At 41.7% G+C, this 18,265-nt stretch carries 19 protein-coding genes and 2 pseudogenes; 10 read left to right on the top strand and 11 right to left on the bottom strand.

Annotated elements, in window-relative coordinates:
• Positions 1-5: 5 nt before the first annotated feature.
• From AC4MDD_RS14165 to yihG, 6 genes are all read right to left on the bottom strand, one after another.
• Positions 6-293 carry a PA4642 family protein gene (locus AC4MDD_RS14165; protein ID WP_004694907.1) on the bottom strand — a complete coding sequence of 96 codons (288 nt, stop codon included), beginning with the start codon at positions 291-293 and terminating at the stop codon, positions 6-8.
• Between the two features lie 121 nt (positions 294-414).
• Complete coding sequence (minE, locus tag AC4MDD_RS14160) at positions 415-687, bottom strand: cell division topological specificity factor MinE (RefSeq protein ID WP_004694905.1); 273 nt, start codon at positions 685-687, stop codon at positions 415-417.
• Positions 688-689: 2 nt separating this feature from the next.
• Positions 690-1,502, bottom strand: a complete 813-nt coding sequence (minD, locus tag AC4MDD_RS14155) for a septum site-determining protein MinD (protein WP_004694902.1) — start codon at positions 1,500-1,502, stop codon at positions 690-692.
• A gap of 69 nt (positions 1,503-1,571) precedes the next feature.
• Entirely contained in the window at positions 1,572-2,297 is a 726-nt protein-coding gene (minC, locus tag AC4MDD_RS14150) for a septum site-determining protein MinC (RefSeq protein WP_148826645.1), read from the bottom strand.
• Between the two features lie 123 nt (positions 2,298-2,420).
• Positions 2,421-3,470, bottom strand: a complete 1,050-nt coding sequence (locus AC4MDD_RS14145) for a preprotein translocase subunit SecA (RefSeq protein ID WP_410487254.1) — start codon at positions 3,468-3,470, stop codon at positions 2,421-2,423.
• A gap of 10 nt (positions 3,471-3,480) precedes the next feature.
• A complete protein-coding gene (yihG, locus tag AC4MDD_RS14140) occupies positions 3,481-4,413 on the bottom strand; it encodes a 1-acylglycerol-3-phosphate O-acyltransferase, YihG family (protein ID WP_491881907.1) in 933 nt (310 codons plus the stop codon).
• A gap of 257 nt (positions 4,414-4,670) precedes the next feature.
• Here yihG and AC4MDD_RS14135 point away from each other — a divergent pair, with 257 nt between their 5' ends.
• From AC4MDD_RS14135 to AC4MDD_RS14095, 9 genes are all read left to right on the top strand, one after another.
• On the top strand, positions 4,671-5,321 hold the full coding sequence (locus AC4MDD_RS14135) for a YiaD family glycine zipper/OmpA-like lipoprotein (RefSeq protein WP_078389445.1): 651 nt from the start codon (positions 4,671-4,673) through the stop codon (positions 5,319-5,321).
• 126 nt (positions 5,322-5,447) lie between these two features.
• A complete protein-coding gene (locus tag AC4MDD_RS14130) occupies positions 5,448-7,487 on the top strand; it encodes a UvrD-helicase domain-containing protein (RefSeq protein ID WP_004694892.1) in 2,040 nt (679 codons plus the stop codon).
• Between the two features lie 42 nt (positions 7,488-7,529).
• Complete coding sequence (dut, locus tag AC4MDD_RS14125; RefSeq protein ID WP_004694889.1) at positions 7,530-7,982, top strand: dUTP diphosphatase; 453 nt, start codon at positions 7,530-7,532, stop codon at positions 7,980-7,982.
• A gap of 196 nt (positions 7,983-8,178) precedes the next feature.
• On the top strand, positions 8,179-9,606 hold the full coding sequence (locus AC4MDD_RS14120) for a phosphomannomutase/phosphoglucomutase (protein WP_491881906.1): 1,428 nt from the start codon (positions 8,179-8,181) through the stop codon (positions 9,604-9,606).
• A gap of 10 nt (positions 9,607-9,616) precedes the next feature.
• Entirely contained in the window at positions 9,617-10,519 is a 903-nt protein-coding gene (gene argB / locus AC4MDD_RS14115; RefSeq protein ID WP_004984290.1) for an acetylglutamate kinase, read from the top strand.
• A 168-nt stretch (positions 10,520-10,687) separates the two neighbouring features.
• Positions 10,688-11,536: a class II glutamine amidotransferase gene (locus AC4MDD_RS14110; protein WP_010326014.1), complete on the top strand. Its 849-nt coding sequence runs from the start codon at positions 10,688-10,690 to the stop codon at positions 11,534-11,536.
• Between the two features lie 274 nt (positions 11,537-11,810).
• Entirely contained in the window at positions 11,811-12,266 is a 456-nt protein-coding gene (locus tag AC4MDD_RS14105) for a bacteriohemerythrin (protein WP_491881905.1), read from the top strand.
• A 142-nt stretch (positions 12,267-12,408) separates the two neighbouring features.
• A complete protein-coding gene (locus tag AC4MDD_RS14100) occupies positions 12,409-13,491 on the top strand; it encodes a hypothetical protein (RefSeq protein ID WP_491881904.1) in 1,083 nt (360 codons plus the stop codon).
• Positions 13,491-13,814 (top strand): RnfH family protein, encoded by a 324-nt coding sequence (locus AC4MDD_RS14095; protein ID WP_010326018.1) that lies wholly within the window; start codon positions 13,491-13,493, stop codon positions 13,812-13,814. The genes AC4MDD_RS14100 and AC4MDD_RS14095 overlap by 1 nt, the downstream gene beginning before the upstream one ends.
• A gap of 46 nt (positions 13,815-13,860) precedes the next feature.
• Here AC4MDD_RS14095 and AC4MDD_RS14090 read toward each other — a convergent pair whose 3' ends face one another.
• Entirely contained in the window at positions 13,861-14,259 is a 399-nt protein-coding gene (locus tag AC4MDD_RS14090) for an outer membrane protein assembly factor BamE (RefSeq protein WP_004694868.1), read from the bottom strand.
• Between the two features lie 112 nt (positions 14,260-14,371).
• On the opposite strand from AC4MDD_RS14090, the gene fur reads away from it, so the two are divergent.
• Complete coding sequence (gene fur, locus AC4MDD_RS14085; RefSeq protein WP_004694866.1) at positions 14,372-14,809, top strand: ferric iron uptake transcriptional regulator; 438 nt, start codon at positions 14,372-14,374, stop codon at positions 14,807-14,809.
• Between the two features lie 59 nt (positions 14,810-14,868).
• Here the strand turns inward: fur and AC4MDD_RS14080 are convergent.
• The 4 genes and pseudogenes from AC4MDD_RS14080 to AC4MDD_RS14065 all read right to left on the bottom strand — a co-directional run.
• Positions 14,869-15,033: pseudogene (locus AC4MDD_RS14080) on the bottom strand (type IV pili twitching motility protein PilT); the annotation flags it as partial.
• Between the two features lie 6 nt (positions 15,034-15,039).
• Entirely contained in the window at positions 15,040-16,065 is a 1,026-nt protein-coding gene (locus AC4MDD_RS14075; protein ID WP_171479084.1) for an IS30-like element ISAba125 family transposase, read from the bottom strand.
• Between the two features lie 55 nt (positions 16,066-16,120).
• Positions 16,121-17,080 (bottom strand): annotated as a pseudogene (locus tag AC4MDD_RS14070) (PilT/PilU family type 4a pilus ATPase); the annotation flags it as partial.
• Positions 17,081-17,106: 26 nt separating this feature from the next.
• Positions 17,107-18,144 carry a type IV pilus twitching motility protein PilT gene (locus AC4MDD_RS14065; RefSeq protein WP_004694862.1) on the bottom strand — a complete coding sequence of 346 codons (1,038 nt, stop codon included), beginning with the start codon at positions 18,142-18,144 and terminating at the stop codon, positions 17,107-17,109.
• Positions 18,145-18,265: the final 121 nt, after the last annotated feature.

The raw sequence follows: 18,265 nt of genomic DNA, 5'->3' as shown, positions 1-18,265 counted from the left end.
TAGGTTTAGGCGAATTTAGCCAAAACCTCTAAGAAGGGAGCTGCTTGACGTGGATAAGCGGCAATCACGTCATGGATACGCTGACCTTCTGGATTGGTGGCATTAATGTCGCGACCATCCGTTTTAAATTGGGTGAGCAGTCGCTCATAATCACTTGGGCGCATGTGTTTAAATGCATGGTACAACACATGAAAATCGCCATTCACACCTTCAGGAGGAAGCTGAGTTAAGTAGGCAAATACACGCTCATCTGACCATTCTTCATTGAACGTTGCTGGCTGAGATAATGCCATAGCAATCTCCTTGCTGGTTTAATCATTAAAAAAGGCAAAATATGGGAGACATAGAAAATACTTTCTTGTGTCTGCGCATATTCTGCCTTGATTCAATTTGCTTGACTAATCAAAAATCAGATTAACGTTCTTCAGGCAAATTGATATTCATTTCAAGCATTTCAATATTCGCTTCAGAACGTACAGCCATTTGAATGTGCTGTTCATCTACACCACGAACATAGCGATTCACCACTTGCATGATTTCTTTCTTCATTTGGTCGATTTTGTCTTGGCTAAGACGTTTACCTAAACCACTTTCAGACGCTACGATGACTTTCAAACGATCTTTTGCTGTTTGAGCACTAGACGGTTTTTCATCATTACTAAAAAGCTTACTCCAAAATCCTGCCATGTCTACGCTCCAAATAGTCGTGCTAACCAGCCTTTAGGCTTCACCGTAATATGACGGTAAGGACGTTCTTCACCTAAGAAACGTGCCACAAGGTCATCATAGGCCTGGCCTGCTGATTCTTCAGTAAAGAGAATCACTGGTTTACCTTCGTTCGATGCTTGTAAAACGCTCTTACATTCAGGAATCACTCCCAAAGTTGGCACACGTAAAATATCTTTAGAAATGTCGTCAATGGTTAACATTTCTTGTTTATCCGCACGTTCAGGGTTGAAGCGTGTGATACACAAGTGTTTACGAATACGACCTTCATTCATTTCAACTTTTTTGGTTTTGCTGTCGAGCATACCAATGATACGGTCAGAGTCACGTACAGATGAAATTTCAGGGTTGGTCACAATAATCGCTTCATCGGCATGGTACATTGCTAAAATTGCACCGCGTTCGATCCCTGCAGGTGAGTCACAAATAATGTAGTCAAACTCTTGTGACAACTCATCCATGACACGTGCTACGCCTTCATCAGTTAAGGCATCTTTATCACGGGTTTGCGACGCAGGTAAAATATATAAATTCTCGATATCTTTATCGCGGATAAGCGCTTGTTGTAATCGAGCTTCGTTATTTAATACATTGACAAAATCATACACAACGCGGCGTTCACAACCCATGATCAAATCAAGGTTACGTAAACCTACGTCAAAATCGATCACAACAGTTTTGTGACCACGTAGGGCTAAACCTGTTGCAAAAGATGCGCTTGTCGTAGTTTTGCCTACGCCACCTTTGCCTGATGTTACGACAACAATTTTCGCCACCGAATCCACTCCTGTTATGGTTTAAATCCCCTTATTTATCATTTGGGGCTTTTGGTGTTTATTTATACATTAAAATTCAAGCGCTTCAAATACAAGCTCTTGTTGATCATTTAAGTAAATATGTGTTGGGCGTTTTAAATGCTGCGCTGGAATATCATCTGCAACACAATAGGTCCCTGCAATTGAAACCAATTCAGCTTCTAAAGCATGACAGAAGATGCGTGCAGCGCTGTTTCCGCCCGCGCCGGCAATGACTCTACCACGAGCACTACCATAAATATGTATATTTCCTGAAGCAATCACTTCCGAGCCACTGTTAATACCTGCGGTAATAATGATATCGCCTTGATTTTGAACCAAGCACTGACCCGTACGTAAAATTTCGTCATGGTATGAAGTTGCATGGCGAATGACAGGTGCTGTCGCAACTGGTGCATTGGTCGAAGCTGTCGCAGCAGGAGCTTCAACCACTTGCTCTTTGGTTGCTTTGACTTCTTGAAGTTGCGAGCTAATGCCATGTCCTTGTGCTGGAATCACAGGGAACTGAATGGCACGGGCTTGTTCAGCCAAAATTCCTTCTTGTACTGCCATCGGCTGTACATCCAGATCCAGCAATAATTGAATCAAGGAAATTAGCTCTTGCTCCACGCTACTTTCCAGAACAACTAACGCTCCAGCAGTCGATGCATTTTGTAATGTTTTACTTAATTGCTGTCGGATTGCATCATGATCATTGGTATCAAGGGTAATGCGAATCGCATTGACCATTCTGCCAGTTATCCGGATATCAGCCATAATTTTTCCTTAAGACTTCTCAGATTTATTTTTTACTAAAGAAGTGATGTTGTAAATAGAGCAAATCCTAGAACAAAATGAAGGATTGCACTAGCTGCGTTTGTAATATTTTTACCTTAATGCTTATTCTTTGGCTTGATCATCTTTTTCAAGCTCTTCTAACCACTGTTTCACCTTAACTTGCTTGCGAATGGCATCCAAACTTTCATAAACAACAGACTCAACCAACTGTTCCAAAGACTGATTGTCGATTTTTAAATCACTGACTTTTTCAGCTATCAAGCGATAGGTAGCATTGGGCTGTGCAGAATTTCCAGTTACCATTGGTTCCAGTAAACCTTGTGTGATGTTTTCACCGAGTCTTTGTCCGATACTTTGAATTTGTTGTTCAATTCTTCCCCCCACAATTGGTATTAAACGTAGTAATTGGGTGAGTTCAGGGGTATCTTCAATCGCACGATTCACAATCAGACCGACATTTTGGGCAATGAAATACTGTCGCTGTTTCAGTTCAGTGGCGAGAGATTCTTGTAAAATTTCAGCCAATGCTTGTGCAAATAAAGCCCGATGATGATCGACGAGGTCATGGATAATTTTTTTATGGGTCGAACTGGTATTTAATTCGTGCTTCACCCCATCCAAGACGGTAATCACGACGCGGTCAGAGAGTTCTTCCATTACCACACGGTAGTAAAATTTGGCTTTGGCTTGTATCGACTCAGGAATCACGTTATAGCCTAATTCATGCAGTCGAAAAGCAATCACCCCTGCACGAAATAATCTTAAAAAACGTAAATGAGGAATAATCGCTAAAATTTCGTACCAATGAATGAAGGGAAAGAAAAACCAGCGACGATGGTGTCGATAAACGATCGCAATGCCCCAACGCACCAATAGTTCAGTAATCAAGAACAGAATAAACCAAGCTTCTGTGGTGATGACCCACGGATGTAAATGCTCACGATAGAAGCTTAAGACACTTTCTAGGTGAATGGCATGAAAAAACCATCCACCAATATTGCTCATGATAAAAAAATTAGCACACAAACAAAACAAGTTAAAAATGATGAGAAACACCATAAAAATGTCATAGATCAAAAACAGTTTGAAATACAAACTTTGTGGATCAACCTGATGATATTTAGACTTTTTGACTTGGTTATTCTGCATCATGCATAGACCCTTACTGGGTTAAATTGGACGTTGAGTATTTGGCTTTCATTTTTTCAATCAATTGGTCTTTTTCAGTCCAAAGTTGATCGACCCACTGTTGGAATTGTTCACGAAAGTCTGCATCGTCTTCATAGTTTCCAGCGAGTACCCATGCAGGAATATCAATTTTACGTAAATTGACCGCAATCCGTGGGACTTCCCCGAGCCAAAATTCGCTATAGCCAGGTGCGCCGTCGGGATAGACAATGGTCATATCTACCAAGGCATCAATGTCATTACCTAAAATACTTAAGGCTAAGGCCAAGCCACCCGCTTTCGGTTTAAGTAAATTTTGGTAAGGCGACTGCTGCTGTGCATGTTTTTCTTGTGTAAAACGCGTGCCTTCCAAATAATTTAACAGGGTGAATGGTTGGCTAAGCAGTTGTTCACAAGATTTGCGTGCCTCTTCCATATCGCGTGTTTTCAACGCAGGGTTTTTCGCAATTTGTTCTTTACTATGCCGCTTCATCATCGGGAAGCCTAGAATTTTAAAGGCTTGGCCGACAAATGGAATAAAAATAAGTTCCCACTTGGTAAAGAAGCGGGTAAGGGGCATACGGGTTAAACCAAAATATTGGTTAACCGTGGTGTCGACCCAACTTTGATGGTTGCAAGTCATCAGGTAACGACCCTGCATACTCAGCTCAAGACCATCATCGACAGAAATGTCCCATTTCGTGTTGGGTAGGACATGATCGATTAAATAATTGTTCACAGCCAGCCAGCTGTTGGTGATTTGAATATTGGTCTCATCCACTTTTTTTGATTTTTTAAACAGTTTGGTCAGGCCAAGCGCGAGCACTGGCGGGCCATGAAAAAAAGTACTGCCTGTAATGACTGAACCAACAGTTAGACCACGGGTGATTTTTTTTAATAAAGGTTGTTTTTGGTTTGGCGATGACATAAAAATAAACCCTAAAATATAATGCGTTTCGCAACTCGTTCTATTTTCTAAAGGTCAATATAGTACGGGATGATCAAATAGAAAAGCACCAAACATTAACTGTGTAGAAATTGTGACGAAGAAAGTCTTGAAAAGGAAATTTTTTATTACATATTGTAAATAAAGGCTTTATTATTAACAAAAAATCAATGGTCTAGATCATCGTTTTACGACAATATTCGTTCTATAAACAAAACACACAAAGAAGGAGGCATGCGATGCGTGCACTAGCAATTTCCGCAGTCGTTGGGGCAATGGTTCTTACAGGTTGTCAAAGCACTGGTAATAACATTGGCGGTGTAGAATACGATAAAGCTGCTCTAGGGACCTTAATTGGTGCTGCTGCAGGTTATGGTGTTTCTAAAGGAAACGCAAACACGAGTCGTCAGAATAACCGTGCTGCAGCGATTGGTGCTGTACTTGGTGGCGCAACTGGTGTTTACCTTGACAACAAAGAGAAGAAACTTCGCCAACAAATGGCGGGGACTGGTGTAGAAGTTAACCGTAATCCAGATGGCTCTGTAGGCTTAATCATGCCGGGTAACATTACTTTTGATACCAACAAATCAAACATCAAGCCGAACTTCTATTCAACTTTAAACAAAGTTGCGCAAACCTTAACTGAAGATAACAAGAGCGGTATTCTTGTAACAGGTTATACAGATAGTACAGGTAATGATTCAATTAACATTCCTCTGTCTCAAGCGCGTGCGCAATCTGTAGCAAGTTACTTGGCATCCCAAGGTGTTTCTACAACACGTATTAATGCACAAGGTCAAGGTTCAGCAAACCCAATCGCCTCTAACGCGACTGCTGAAGGTCGTGAGCAAAACCGTCGTGTAGAAATCAGCATCTACGCAATTCAATAATTTTTATTGAAGACTGAAAAACCACCTTCGGGTGGTTTTTTTATGACTGTTAAAATATGAATTTGCATTATGCATCTGTAGCGGAGATGACTATAATCGAGCTCGGAATGAAATAGAGGAAAGACTATGTCACTGGCAAGTCAGTTAAATGACAAGCAACTTGAAGCCATGAAATATACTCAAGGACCCTTGTTAGTACTTGCAGGGGCTGGTTCAGGTAAAACTTCGGTGATTACCCGTAAGATTGCCTACTTGGTGAAACACTGCGGCATTCCTGCTTATCGTATTACCGCGATGACGTTTACCAACAAAGCAGCACGTGAAATGAAAGAACGTGTTACCAAGTTGCTGTCACGTGAAGAGGCAAAGGGGCTTTCAGTCTCGACCTTCCACACCTTTGGCCTAAACATGCTGCGTTTAGAACTGAAACACACACCATTAAAAAATAATTTTTCTATTTTAGATGCGGACGACTGTAAGCGTATTTTGATGGACTTGATGCACCGTGACAATTTATCCGGTGCGGAAAGTAAAGAGCTGATTGCCAAAGCCATGAAGATGATTTCAGATTGGAAAAACGATCTGATTCCACCTGAGCAAGCACACACCACCTGTGAAACCGCAGAAGATGTTCAGTTTGCGCACTTGTATCAACTGTATGAGCGTAATTTACGTGCCTATAATGCGGTCGATTTTGATGACCTGATCGTGATGCCGACGCGTCTTTTACAAGAAAATGCAGAAGTACGTGAGCGCTGGCAAAATCGCATTCGCTATTTATTGGTCGATGAGTATCAAGACACCAACACCGCACAGTATATTTTGGTGAAATTGCTGGTCGGGGTGATGGGACAGTTCACAGCGGTGGGTGATGATGATCAATCGATCTACGCATGGCGTGGTGCCAAGCCTGAAAATATGGCTTTGCTGAATGAGGATTTTCACAATTTAAAAGTGATTAAACTCGAACAGAACTATCGTTCGACCAGTCGTATTTTGAAAGCGGCCAATACCGTGATTGGTAACAATCCGCATATTTTTGATAAAAAACTGTGGTCAGATAAAGGCCATGGTGAAGTAATTCGAGTGATTACGTGCCGCAATGATGACGATGAGTCAGAACGCGTGGTGAAAGACTTAATTACCCATAAACTGATGAATGGTAAAAATTGGAAAGATTACGCCATTTTGTATCGGGGTAACTTCCAAGCACGTGCATTGGAAACACAACTGCGTCAAATGCAGATTCCGTACAAATTATCAGGCGGTCAGTCGTTCTTCGGACGAGCTGAAATCAAAGACGTGATGAGCTATTTGCGCGTCATTATTAACCCTGAAGATGACAGTGCATTTTTACGGATTATCAATACACCTAAACGTGCCATTGGGCCTGTGACTTTAGAAAAGCTGGGTCTGTTTGCACAAGAAAATCATTTGTCTTTGCTCTCTGCGGCGGGTGATCAGCGTCTCACCATGGTGATTCCTAAAAAAGCCACCACACAGTTGGCTGAGTTTGCAGACTTCATTACCACCTTCACGCGGGAGTTGCTTGAAGATGATGAACCTGTACCAATTATTCGCAAGATGATGGTTGAAGCGGGTTATATCGACTATGTCAAAGAGTCTGCGGCGACGCCTGCGCAGGAAAAAACCAAGCTGGATAATATTGAAGTGCTGTATAGCAGTATTCAAAGTTTGATTAACCGTGCTGAAGATGTTGATGAGAAAAACATTGAAAGTGTAATTCGTAAAATGGTGTTGCTGGATATGTTAGAGCAGCAGCAAGAAGAAGAAGACACTGACAAAGTAAACCTGCTCACGCTGCATGCATCCAAAGGGCTTGAGTTTCCATATGTCTATCTGATTGGTCTTGAAGAAGAATTGCTGCCGCATAAAAACTCGATTGCCGCAGATACGGTTGAGGAAGAGCGTCGCCTGATGTATGTGGGCATTACCCGTGCGCGTCAGGGTTTAACCATCACGCTTGCAGAACAACGTAAGGCAGGCGGTCAAATGAAGCAAATGACACCAAGTCGCTTCTTGGATGAGTTACCGCAAGATGAGTTGGAATGGTTGGGGCGTAAAAAGAAACTGGCGGGCAATGTCGATCCGAAATTACAAGCACAGCATTATTTAGACAATTTACGTGCGTTGATTAAGCGCTAATTATTTTTTGTTTTAGAAATTTATTGTACTAGGAAAAAGAGAATGAAAGTTCAGGTTAAAGTGTTGGATTCACGTTTAGGCAATGAATGGCCAATGCCAACTTATGCGACAACGGGTTCAGCAGGCTTAGACCTTCGTGCATGTGTCGATGCTGCGACCGTCATTGAACCGGGACAAACTGTTTTGGTCAAAACGGGTTTATCTATTTATATTGAAGATCCACACTTTGCAGGTTTAATTTTACCGCGTTCAGGTTTAGGTCATAAGCACGGCATTGTTTTGGGTAACTTGGTGGGTTTAATTGATTCGGACTATCAAGGTGAATTGATGGTGTCAGTTTGGAACCGTAGCCAAACAGCTTTCAGTTTAGAACCAGGTGAACGTCTTGCACAGTATGTACTCGTACCTGTGATTCAAGCACAGTTTGATATTGTAAATGAATTTGAAGCGACAGAACGTGGTGCAGGTGGTTTTGGACATACTGGTCAAAACTAATCTCTCAGTGATAAAGTAAAACAACAAAGCCTCTCCATGAAAGAGGCTTTGTTGTTTTACTGCTGAATGATCATTTTTAGTTCATAAAAAGTTACAACTCTTTTTTGAATCCTTAGTAAAATTAAACGCAGCGTTAAGCATAACAACAAGGACAGCTGAAAGAGCTGTTGATCTGAATAAATTAGAAGTTAGACCTATGGATTTTCAGCCAAAATTTCCTGCACATATATTTCGTGCCTATGACATCCGTGGCAAATTGGATGTCATGAGTGCTGAGCTGATTCGTGCCATTGCACAAGCGCTCGCAACTCAATATTTAAAGACTGGGCAGACACGTTTAGCCATTGGTTATGATGCTAGACAAAGCAGTCCTGCTTTTGCAGAAATTATTTACAAAGAATGTCTTAAACAGGGCTTAGATGCGCAAATCATCGGATGTTGTGCTAGTCCTGTGTTGTATTACACGGCACGCCAGTTTGATGGCAATGGCATTATGGTGACAGCCAGCCACAATCCGAAGTCGGATAATGGGATCAAATGGATTATGCAGGGTGAGCCTCCTTTACCTGAGGCAATCCAACAGGTGGCACGCGATGCAAATGAATATTTTGACAGCCATGCAGAGATGAACTGGCAAACGTTGCCACATCAGATCGTGCCTGAATATTGTCTGGCTTATCAGGGGGCATTGCTCAATGATATACAGCTCATGCCTCAACCGCGACCCTATAAAGTTGTGGTGGATGGTTTATATGGCTCAGCAGGACGTTGTGCCGTCTTGATCTTAAAGAAACTCGGCTCTGAGGTGTATGCTTTACGCTGTGAGGCCAATGGCGAATTTCCTGAACATGCCCCCGATCCCTCTCAAGCCAAACATCTAAATCTGCTACGAAATGCCGTGCAACAGCAGCATGCCGATATCGGTATTGCCTTTGATGGTGATGGTGACCGTGTTGTATTGATTGATGAAAAGGGCGTAATCATTTCAGCAGACCGCTTATTGTCCTTGTTTGCGCATATGTGTTTGGCCGATCATCCTGAGCATGAAGTGGTTTTTGATGTGAAATGTTCCACCATGGTTCGAAATACAGTACTGGCCCATCAGGGTATTCCAAAAATGATTCGCACAGGCAGTTCTTTTTTGCGGAAATATTTGGCGCAATCAGAAGGGCATGCAGTTTTTGGCGGTGAATATGCAGGGCATTATGTGTTTAATGATGGTCGTGGTTTTGGTTATGACGACGGTTTATATGCCGCACTACGTGTGTTGGAATACTTAAGCTTGAAGCAATGTACTTTGTCGGAAGCACTGGCAGACTACCCAGAACGTGCCAGTACAGAGGATATTTATATTAGCACCCATCAGATTTCACCCGCGCTGGTTTTAGCGAATGTGGAAAAACAAAGTCAGCACTTTCAAGCGGAAATGAGTAAAATTGATGGCGTAAGACTTGATTTTGAGGATGGATTTGGCATTATTCGAGCATCGAATACGGGCGAGTATTTTACCGTACGTTTCGACGCGGACAGTGATCAGCGGCTCCATCAAATTCGCCATAACTTTGTGCACATGCTGACGGCAGATTATCCGCAGATTGCACAAGACCTATTAGACGCCCATTAAGGAGAGGCACATGCCACATCAACATACTGGCCTCGACAAAGCACAAGTCCTGACTGAAGCTTTGCCGTACATTCAACGTTTTGCTGGAAAAACGCTAGTAGTGAAATATGGTGGCAATGCAATGACCGATCCTGAGCTTGAGAGCTCGTTTGCACGTGACATCGTTTTGTTAAAAACCGTCGGTTTAAATCCAATCGTGGTGCATGGCGGCGGTCCACAAGTGGATTCGTTTTTAAAGCAATTGGGGCGTGAGTCGGATCGTATTGATGGCATGCGTGTGACCGATCCAGCGACCATGGAAGTGGTTGAAATGGTGTTGGGTGGTAGTGTGAATAAATCCATCGTGAACTTGATTAACCAACATGGCGGTCGTGCCATTGGTTTAACGGGTAAAGATGGTAATTTACTGCGTGCACAAAAGTTACTGATGGAAAAAACTGCGGAAGATGGCACGGTACAAAAAATTGATCTAGGCCTAGTGGGCGAAGTGACCAGTGTTAAAACTGATGTATTGGAAATGTTTACCAGTGGTGATTTTATTCCTGTGATTGCACCCTTAGGTGTGGATGAAGAGGGCAACACCTATAACATCAACGCGGATTTGGTGGCTGGAAAAGTGGCTGAAGCTTTAGGTGCTGAAAAGCTGATTTTGTTGACCAATATTTCAGGTGTTTTAGATGAAAATAAAAACCTGCTCACGGGTCTAACCACCCAAGAAGTTGACCGTCTCATTGAAACGGGCGTGATTTATGGCGGGATGATTCCGAAAGTAGGTTGTGCTCTAGATGCGGTGAAAGGCGGTGTGGTAAGCGCGCATATTGTGGATGGTCGTGTGCCACATGCAACGTTGTTGGAGATTTTCACCGATCATGGTGTCGGTACATTAATTACCAATCGCAGTAATAAACACTAGCATTTTAAAAAAGCCTCTTCGGAGGCTTTTTTTAGGCCGATGCATTTTATAAAAATAGTTTTATGCGTGAATGTGTTCGGGTTATGAAGCATTGTGAATTGCAAGCCAGTCAGGACTCATGCACAATAAAACCATCATAAATAAATATGTTTAAATAAGATCAAGATTATGTGCCAACTGCTCGGAATGAATTGTGCAACACCGACTGATATTACCTTTTCATTTCGAGGCTTTTCACAGCGCGCGGGGATTACTTCAGACCATTGTGACGGTTTCGGGATTGCTTTTTTTGAGGATAAAGCTTGCCGTTTATTCGTTGACAATCAATCTGCAGTTGAGTCACCGATTGCTGAATTAATTCGTAATTATCCAATCAAATCACGCAATGTGATTGCACATATCCGCAAAGCGACGCAGGGAAAAATTAACTTAGAAAACTCACACCCATTTAGTCGTGAGTTATGGGGACGACAGTGGATTTTTGCCCATAATGGCGATTTGCATGACTTTGATCCTGTACTTTCAGGACGCTTTACCCCAGTGGGTAATACCGACAGTGAACGTGCATTTTGCTATTTACTTGATCAGCTGGTGAACAAGTTTGGCTATATCGAGCCAAGTCTAGATCAAGTTTTTGATTTATTAACGGATATTTCTCCACGGATTGCGGAGCATGGCACGTTCAATTTTTGTTTATCGAATGGACAAGCCTTGTTTAGTTATGCCATTACCAAACTGCATTGGTTGGTGCGTGAGTACCCATTTAAACCTGCGCAGCTGATCGACATTGATGTTGAAGTCGATTTTAGTCAAGTGACTACCGCAGAGGATCGCGTGGCCGTGATTACTACCGAACCGTTGACTCAAAATGAAGCGTGGACAGCCTTTGCACCAGGGGAAATGATTTTATTTCAATATGGCAAAGCGATCCGCCACCAAATGACCCATGTGGAACGTTTAATCCGAGAAGCCAAAGATCCGTCTTTAAAACGCGTTACTAAAGCAGATCAATATTAATTTATTTCAAAATGATTAGAATATAAAAGCATGTTGATAATAAAATAAAACATGCTTTTATTTTGATACATACTTATAAAATAATAAAATCGATTAAATAATAACTGATTCTTTTGGTCGGGTTTAAATTTATTTGCTTATTTAAAATAGACACTTAAGTTTAATTTAATGAAAATACTATAAAACCAACCAATTTGATTCACTTTTATTTTTAATTCTAATCGATATGATTAATTCATGTAATTAATCTATTAATTTTTATTGGGTGGTCGGAATGATAATGAAGTGGGTTCCAGAATATAATACTGGTATCGATGTGATTGACGATCAACACCGTCGTATTCTTGATTATATCAATGAAATTGATGCGATTGATGTTAATACTGACCGTGAACGCGTGAAACAGATTTTAGAAAATATTATTGATTACACACAGTCTCACTTTACTTTTGAAGAGTCTCTCCAAGAAGAAGCGGGTTATAAATATCCTGTACCGCACAAACGTGTACATGATTTATTTATTAAAAAAATTGAATCTTATCGTGACCGTTTTGAGTTGGGTCATTCAATCGAAGCTGAACTGCATGAAGTGTTGTCGAAATGGCTGATTAACCATATCCAGCATGATGATGCAGATTATGTCGGTGCCGTAAAAGAAAATATGATGGGCATTATCAAAGAAAAAGAAAAGAAAAAAGGGAAAAATTGGTTTGCTCGTTTCTTTTCATAAGTGAGCCAAACGAGGGATAAAAACAATAAATTTTAATTATATTTAGCGCAGCAAATCATCAGTTTTGATGGTTTGCTTTTTGTTTTTGATTTTCATAAGCGAGCAAGGCAAAATAGCGCAAGACTTATTGAAGGAACGCATCATGCAAGACAATGCTCTGTCACGATGGTTATCGCCGCTGATGGCATTTTGTTTATCATTTATTATCATTGCCACACTTGCACCCTTGGTGGGAATTCAGGTTGAACGTCAGCTCGACTTTTGGTTACTTTGGTTAGTGACCATGGTGATCTTGGCTTTACCTGTGTGTTACTTAGAAATTGCCTTAGCCAAGCGTTCAAAAACCACGGCATTGAATGCTTTGTCGAGTTTGACACGTGATGCCGATGCTTCACAGACGTGGCGTCTTGTGGGATGGCTTGCTGTCGTTTTTATTCCTTTTTTAGCGGGCGGCATGTTGTCTAATGCTGCGCAACTATTAAATCAATATGCATTGGCCGATATGACATCGTCCGTGATCTTTATTGCTTTGGCTGTGGTTGCCATCGCGTTGTCTTTTGCCCCACGTCTGTTGACCTTAGCGTTAATGGCGGTCGGTGTGCTGATCTCCTTAGTGCTTGCAAACCTTTTTGGTACAGGAACCGCTGAGTGGCAAGTGACACCGGTTGAATTTTCAGAATGGGGCAGTGCAACGGTATTGGCTTTGGTGGCAAGTGGTTTAGGACTCGGCCTGTACTGGCAAAATAGTTTGGTACAAGTTCAGCAGCAAGATGCTGCAAGCAAGACTGTTTTACCGATTTGGATTGCACAAATTTTGGCGGTAGTTGCTTTTGCATTTGTTGCAGTCCAAGCGGCATTACCTGCGTATGCGATTGCTTTAACTGCGGTTGCAGCGGCAGCCGTGCTGTTACAGATGGCACGTGAGCAGTTGGCACAGCGCCAATTAAATATTGTGATTCAGTGGCTCGTGCTGCTGGCTGCAACGTTGGTGTGGTTGATTCCAGCCACTGGCCCGATTTTTAACATCTTACTGATGCTGTGGGGCTTAGTGATTTGTTTGATTTATGCCATTTTTGCTGGTTGGATTATGAAAATTAGCCATTTACGTAAGTCGATGAACTTTAGTAATGAAGCTTTTTATAATATTTGGCGCATTGCCGTGCGTGTGGTATTACCTGTTTCTATCGTATTGGCAATTGTAGCCGTACTTGGAAAACTGATTTAATGCGCATGCTTCAACAAGTCTGGGTTGCTTATGCAACAGCAGACCAGCAGTTTCATATTAGTGTGCCGTTTTCTGAGGGAATGACGGCACAAGATGCGATTCAACTGAGTGGTATAGGCTCGCAGGTTGAATTGCCTGAGCCTTTACAATTGGGCATCTTTGGTGTCCGATTGAAAGACCTTCAACAGGTTTTACAGGCAGGGGATCGTGTTGAAATTTATCGCCCTTTGAGCATTAATCCTAAAGATATTCGAAGGATACGTGCACAAAATAATCCTGTGGGTCGCTTTGCAAAAGGCAATCGCTTAAAACAATCGAAATGATATGAAAAACCCCTCAGTTGAGGGGTTTCTTTTTTAGAATAAGGCTTTATAGTGGGGGCGCGTTTAGAATCGCTTCTTTCGATGCTGGTAAGCCCGGCTGAGATGCAGGAATGGTTTCTAAGCCTTCAATTTTTTGCACAATACCGTTTGGGTCGAAATAGACTTTCAGGTGTTGACCTTGTGCAGCAGGAATCTTGGCTTTTTTAGCATACGTTCCTGGGGTATAATTGTAGATGTAGTCCCAACGTAGCGGATTCATTGGATCTGAAACTGTCGGGCTGCCAAGCAAAAAGCGAACTTGTTGATGGCTCATGCCAACTTGTATTTTTGACGCTTGTGCTTGAGTTAATGGCGTACCTTGAGGAATATCAACTTTATAAACGCCCAAGGTCGAACAGCCTGCGAGCAGTGAAGTGACGAATAACGCCAACATGATTTTTTGCATTTTGCTACACTATCCCAAATTAATTATGATGCAATTGAGCCACGGATAGATCATACTGCATCTACACTTTGTTGCATATTCTAACTTTAAATTTGTTGAGAGACCTTTTTACATGCCAATTTCAAATCAAGATCTACGCAAAGCTGGACTTAAAGTTACACTTCCACGAATTAAAATATTAGAACTATTAGAAAATTCAAAGCAACACCATTTAAGTGCGGAAGATATTTATAAGACTTTACTTGAACAAGGTGAAGATGTCGGTTTAGCAACTGTTTACCGCGTGTTAACGCAGTTTGAAGCAGCGGGTATTATTCAGCGCCATCACTTTGAAAATAACCATTCTGTTTTCGAAATCATGCAAGACGATCATCATGATCATATCGTTTGTCAAAACTGCAACAAAGTGGTTGAATTTAGCAACGAAGTGATTGAGCATGAGCAGCACGAAGTCGCTGAAAAGCATGGTTTTACTTTAACAGGTCACTCACTCAACCTATATGGTTATTGTGATGCTGCTGAGTGCCAAGAAGCACTTCGTAAAAAGTAATAACTTAGATCTAAAAAAGGGCTTCATGAGAAGCCCTTTTTTATTGTTTAAAGAAATGCTTAAGCTTGTCCGTCAAACGTAATATTTGCACTGGCATGCAATAGACGATCACCGCCTTCTTCGGACAACTTGATTTGTAAGCGTAAGTCGTTTGGAGAGTCGGCGTGTTTCAGCGCATCTTTATAGGTAATCTGCTTAGCTTTGTACAAATCGAATAAGGCTTGGCGAATTCAAACATGAGGTGCGACAGTTTGAAAAGTCTTATGATAATCAACAAGCTGAGCAAATTTCTCTAATGGTGTAAGCCAATCTAACGCTTTTCTAGGACGAGTATTCAGTGACATGGCAACTTGATTTAAATAATGCTGATCTGCCTGATTTAAATCAATCCCTTTAGGTAAATATTGCCTAATTAAACCATTCATATTTTCGCATGTGCCTTTTTGCCAGGGTGAATGTGGGTCACAGAAATATACATCTATGCCTAAATCTTCTTCAAGTATTTTATGTTCTGCCATCTCGCGTCCACGGTCATAGGTCAACGTTTTACGCAGTTCTGCAGGTAAATATTTCAGAGCTTCAGTTAAAGCCTTGCGCACTGATTCTGCCTTTGCATCAGGTAATGTTGCCAAGATACAGAGCCGTGTATTTCGTTCAATAAGTGTTGCTATCGAACTTTTATTGTCTTTACCTTTAATTAAATCAGCTTCCCAATGACCCGGTATTTTTCTTTCTTGAACTTCGGCTGGGCGCTCATGAATAGTTTTAATATCCTGTAATATAGAATCTTTTTTAGGTTCACCGTTAGCTTTTCGCTTTTTATTTTCATGACGCAGACAGGATAATAAGTCTTTTTTCAACTCACCCTTTGGTAATGCTCGTATCGTTGAATAAATCGTTGTATGGCTTACATTCATTGTTTGATCCAAATCAGGAAATGTCTTTAAACGCTTTGCTATTTGCTGAGGAGACCATAAACAACGGATCGCTTCAACAATAAATTTCCAGAGGATTGAATCGATTTTGAGTTTTCTGTGACCGCGTCTACGTCTAGCGAAGGTGTTATCAGAAGCATATTGAGCTTGATAAACGTCATTGATGCTATTTCTTTTAAGCTCACGATAGATCGTACTCGGATGTCTTTTAATGAGTTCAGCAAATTTTCTTGGTGAAAAGCCTTCTTTTCTTGACTCAAGCATTAATGCAGTACGATCTTCAAAGTTAAGATGATGGTATGACAATTTTATATACTCCATAAACCCTTTAAATTAATTAGGTGGTTTATGTCGCACTTCAAGTTTTACTCTGCCCTTGGTCAAAGGTTTGCATACCGAGTTCACGAGAACGCTTCATCAGGTCTTTAATTTCATGGATTTCACCTTTACGGATCAAATCGGAAATTAACGGTGAGTTAATCAAAATCTCAATCGCAGCGCGACGTGAATTACCGTCTGGTGTTGGAATCAATTGCTGAGCAACCATCGCTTTAAGGTTTAAAGACAAGTCCATAAACAATTGGCTATGACGGTCTGCTTCAAAAAAGTGAATAATACGGTCGATGGCTTGGTTGGCGTTGTTGGCGTGTAGCGTTGCAAATACCAAGTGACCTGTTTCAGCAAAGGCAATCGCATAATCCATGGTTTCACGGGAACGAATCTCACCAATCAGGATCACATCGGGTGCCTGACGTAAGGTGTTTTTCAGCGCGATTTCAAAAGAGTCCGTATCAATGCCCACTTCACGCTGGGTAATGATACAGCCTGCATGCTCATGAATAAATTCAATTGGGTCTTCAATGGTAATGATATGGCCTTTCGAGTTTTGGTTACGGTAACCAATGATCGAAGCCAAAGAGGTCGATTTACCCGTACCTGTTGCACCCACAAAGATGATGATGCCACGTTTGGTCATGGCCAACTCTTTGAGCACAGGCGGGAGTTTTAACTCGTCCATGGTTGGAATTTGCGTCTCAATCCGACGCAAAACCATACCTGGCATATCACGCTGTTGAAAGGCACTGACACGAAAACGTGCAGTTTTATCCCGATTCATAATCGCGAAGTTGCACTCACGTGTGTCCGCAAATTCTTTACGCTGCTTGTCACTCATAATCGAGTTGAGCAGTTGCCCCGCGACATCACCCGTCAGCTTACCCTTAGCCACAGGCACAATTTGACCGTTAATTTTCATGGAAGGTTCAACATCAGCGGTGATAAATAAATCCGACGCTTTTTGTTGAATCATATAATTGAGTAAGTCGTTAAAGTCCATATCTATACCCCAAATCCATTGTTTTCTTATAAGAAGGTTTCAGGTTGCTTGGCAGCTGTACGCGCAGTCTGTGGGCTGATCACCCCTTTGGTGACCAAGTTTTTCAAACTTTGATCCAGTGTGGTCATACCGTAGTTTGCACCAGTCTGAATAGCAGAATACATCTGTGCCACTTTGTTTTCACGAATTAAGTTACGAATGGCAGGAATACCAATCATGATTTCATGCGCGGCAACACGGCCACCGCCATTTTTCTTGAGTAGGGTTTGAGAAATTACGGCTTGTAGCGATTCAGATAACATGGCACGAACCATGTCTTTTTCTTCAGCAGGGAATACGTCAATCACACGGTCAATGGTTTTTGCCGCAGAGGTGGTATGTAGTGTACCGAAGACCAAGTGACCCGTTTCTGCTGCTGTGAGCGCCAAACGAATAGTTTCAAGGTCACGCATCTCACCCACGAGGATAATATCGGGGTCTTCACGTAGTGCTGAACGCAGTGCTTCGTTAAAACCATGTGTATCACGGTGCACTTCACGTTGGTTGATCAAGCATTTTTTTGACTGGTGTACAAATTCGATTGGGTCTTCAACCGTTAAGATATGGTCATAGCGGTTATCGTTAATATAATCGATCATTGCCGCCAATGTGGTAGATTTACCAGAACCGGTAGGCCCCGTCACTAAAACTAAACCACGTGGCAATTCACATAACTCTTTGAAGGTTTGTCCTAAACCTAAGTCTTCCATGGTCAGGACTTTAGACGGAATGGTACGGAATACTGCACCTGCACCGCGGTTTTGGTTGAATGCGTTCACACGAAAGCGAGCAATGCTTGGAACTTCAAAGGAAAAGTCCGTTTCTAATTTTTCTTCGAAATCACGACGTTGTTTGTCATTCATGATGTCATACACCAATTTGTGCACTTCTTTGTGTTCTAAAGCTGGTAAATTGATACGACGAACTTCACCATCGACACGAATCATCGGTGGCATACCTGCAGATAAGTGTAAATCTGATGCCCCGTTCTTAGCCGAAAAGGCTAGTAATTCTGTGATATCCATTATTTCCCCGAGTTCATTTAAATGCTAATTATTTTGATAGAATAATAAGGCTTTCAATCAACTTAACCAACAGTTTGTTGAAAGGCAAAGCAAAAAAGATGACCGAAATGAGACCCTCGTC

The organism is Acinetobacter sp. CAU_H_29a_1 (genome assembly GCF_058599505.1).
The sequence above is the reverse complement of the archived record's forward strand: the minus strand, read 5'-3'. Positions and strand labels throughout refer to the sequence as shown.

Bases quoted from the DNA above. Each gene is read 5' to 3' on its own strand.
- AC4MDD_RS14165 (WP_004694907.1), bottom strand. From the start codon at position 293: ATGGCATTATCTCAGCCAGCAACGTTCAATGAAGAATGGTCAGATGAG.
- minE (WP_004694905.1), bottom strand. From the start codon at position 687: ATGGCAGGATTTTGGAGTAAGCTTTTTAGTAATGATGAAAAACCGTCT.
- minC (WP_148826645.1), bottom strand. From the start codon at position 2,297: ATGGCTGATATCCGGATAACTGGCAGAATGGTCAATGCGATTCGCATT.
- AC4MDD_RS14145 (WP_410487254.1), bottom strand. From the start codon at position 3,470: ATGATGCAGAATAACCAAGTCAAAAAGTCTAAATATCATCAGGTTGAT.
- yihG (WP_491881907.1), bottom strand. From the start codon at position 4,413: ATGTCATCGCCAAACCAAAAACAACCTTTATTAAAAAAAATCACCCGT.
- AC4MDD_RS14135 (WP_078389445.1), top strand. From the start codon at position 4,671: ATGCGTGCACTAGCAATTTCCGCAGTCGTTGGGGCAATGGTTCTTACA.
- AC4MDD_RS14130 (WP_004694892.1), top strand. From the start codon at position 5,448: ATGTCACTGGCAAGTCAGTTAAATGACAAGCAACTTGAAGCCATGAAA.
- dut (WP_004694889.1), top strand. From the start codon at position 7,530: ATGAAAGTTCAGGTTAAAGTGTTGGATTCACGTTTAGGCAATGAATGG.
- AC4MDD_RS14120 (WP_491881906.1), top strand. From the start codon at position 8,179: ATGGATTTTCAGCCAAAATTTCCTGCACATATATTTCGTGCCTATGAC.
- argB (WP_004984290.1), top strand. From the start codon at position 9,617: ATGCCACATCAACATACTGGCCTCGACAAAGCACAAGTCCTGACTGAA.
- AC4MDD_RS14110 (WP_010326014.1), top strand. From the start codon at position 10,688: ATGTGCCAACTGCTCGGAATGAATTGTGCAACACCGACTGATATTACC.
- AC4MDD_RS14105 (WP_491881905.1), top strand. From the start codon at position 11,811: ATGATAATGAAGTGGGTTCCAGAATATAATACTGGTATCGATGTGATT.
- AC4MDD_RS14100 (WP_491881904.1), top strand. From the start codon at position 12,409: ATGCAAGACAATGCTCTGTCACGATGGTTATCGCCGCTGATGGCATTT.
- AC4MDD_RS14095 (WP_010326018.1), top strand. From the start codon at position 13,491: ATGCGCATGCTTCAACAAGTCTGGGTTGCTTATGCAACAGCAGACCAG.
- AC4MDD_RS14090 (WP_004694868.1), bottom strand. From the start codon at position 14,259: ATGCAAAAAATCATGTTGGCGTTATTCGTCACTTCACTGCTCGCAGGC.
- fur (WP_004694866.1), top strand. From the start codon at position 14,372: ATGCCAATTTCAAATCAAGATCTACGCAAAGCTGGACTTAAAGTTACA.
- AC4MDD_RS14075 (WP_171479084.1), bottom strand. From the start codon at position 16,065: ATGGAGTATATAAAATTGTCATACCATCATCTTAACTTTGAAGATCGT.
- AC4MDD_RS14065 (WP_004694862.1), bottom strand. From the start codon at position 18,144: ATGGATATCACAGAATTACTAGCCTTTTCGGCTAAGAACGGGGCATCA.